Origin of the sequence: Accumulibacter sp. (assembly GCF_031732815.1) — a bacterium.
Taxonomy (GTDB): domain Bacteria; phylum Pseudomonadota; class Gammaproteobacteria; order Burkholderiales; family Rhodocyclaceae; genus Accumulibacter.
Window position 1 is genome coordinate 1 of sequence record NZ_JAVMKF010000267.1, and the last position, 1136, is coordinate 1136.

1 protein-coding gene is annotated in these 1136 nt (G+C 62.1%); it reads right to left on the reverse strand.

Annotated elements, in window-relative coordinates:
- Positions 1 to 1136: polyphosphate kinase 1 (ppk1, locus tag RKP46_RS15595; RefSeq protein WP_311107484.1), on the reverse strand; the 1136-nt coding region annotated here is incomplete at both ends.

A 1136-nucleotide genomic window follows, 5' to 3' on the forward strand; every position in this document is an offset into this window, starting at 1 on the left:
CGGTGGTGTTCGAGCTGCCGACCGATGATCGAGCGCACGCTGATGTTCTCGGAGAGTCCTTTGACCCCGGCGCGCAGACCGCAGACGCCACGCACGATGAGGTCGATCTTGACGCCCGCCTGCGACGCCTCGTACAGCGCGACGATCGTCTCCGGCTCGAGCAGCGAGTTCATCTTGGCAATGATGCGCGAACGCTTGCCGGCGCGCGCGGCTTCCGCTTCGGCACGAATTCCGGCGACGACGTTCGGCTGCAGCGTGAACGGCGCCTGCCAGAGGTGCGTCAGCGTCTGCGCACGGCCGAGGCCGGTGAGCTGTTTGAAGACCTCGTTGGTATCCGCGCCGATCTCCTCGTTGCAGGTGAGCAGACCGAAGTCGGAATACAGACGTGCGGTCTTCGGATGATAGTTGCCCGTGCCGAGATGGCAATAGCGGCGCAGAATGCTGCTCCCCGCCCGGCCCTCTTCGCGGCGCACGACCATCAGCATCTTGGCGTGCGTCTTGTAGCCGACGACGCCGTAGACCACATGCGCGCCAACTTCTTCGAGTTTGGTCGCCCAGCCGATGTTGGCCTCTTCGTCAAAGCGCGCCATCAGTTCGACGACGACGGTGACTTCCTTGCCATTCTGTGCCGCGCGCAGAAGCGACTGCATCAGCACCGAATCGGTCCCGGTGCGATAGACGGTCATCTTGATGGCGACGACCTGCGCGTCAGTTGCCGCCTGTTCGAGCAGTTCGATCACCGGATCAAAGCTCTGATAGGGATGGTGCAGCAGAATGTCGCCACCGCGGATGCTGTCGAAGACGCTGTGACACTTGTGCAGCGCTTTCGGCGTTCCCGGCTTGAACGGCTGGAACTTCAGATCGTTACGAACGACCCAATCGGGGACCTGCATCAGACGGACAAGGTTGACCGGGCCGGCGACGCGGAAGAGGTCGGTTTCGGTCAGGTTGAACTGGCCGAGGAGGAATTGCGTCATTGCTTCCGAGCAGTTGTTGGCGACCTCCAGACGCACCGCATCGCCAAAGTGACGCTGCGGCAGTTCGCCCTGAATCTTGGTGCGCAGGTTCTTGACTTCCTCTTCGTCGACGAACAGGTTGCTGTTGCGCGTGACGCGAAACTGGTAGCAACCGAGCAC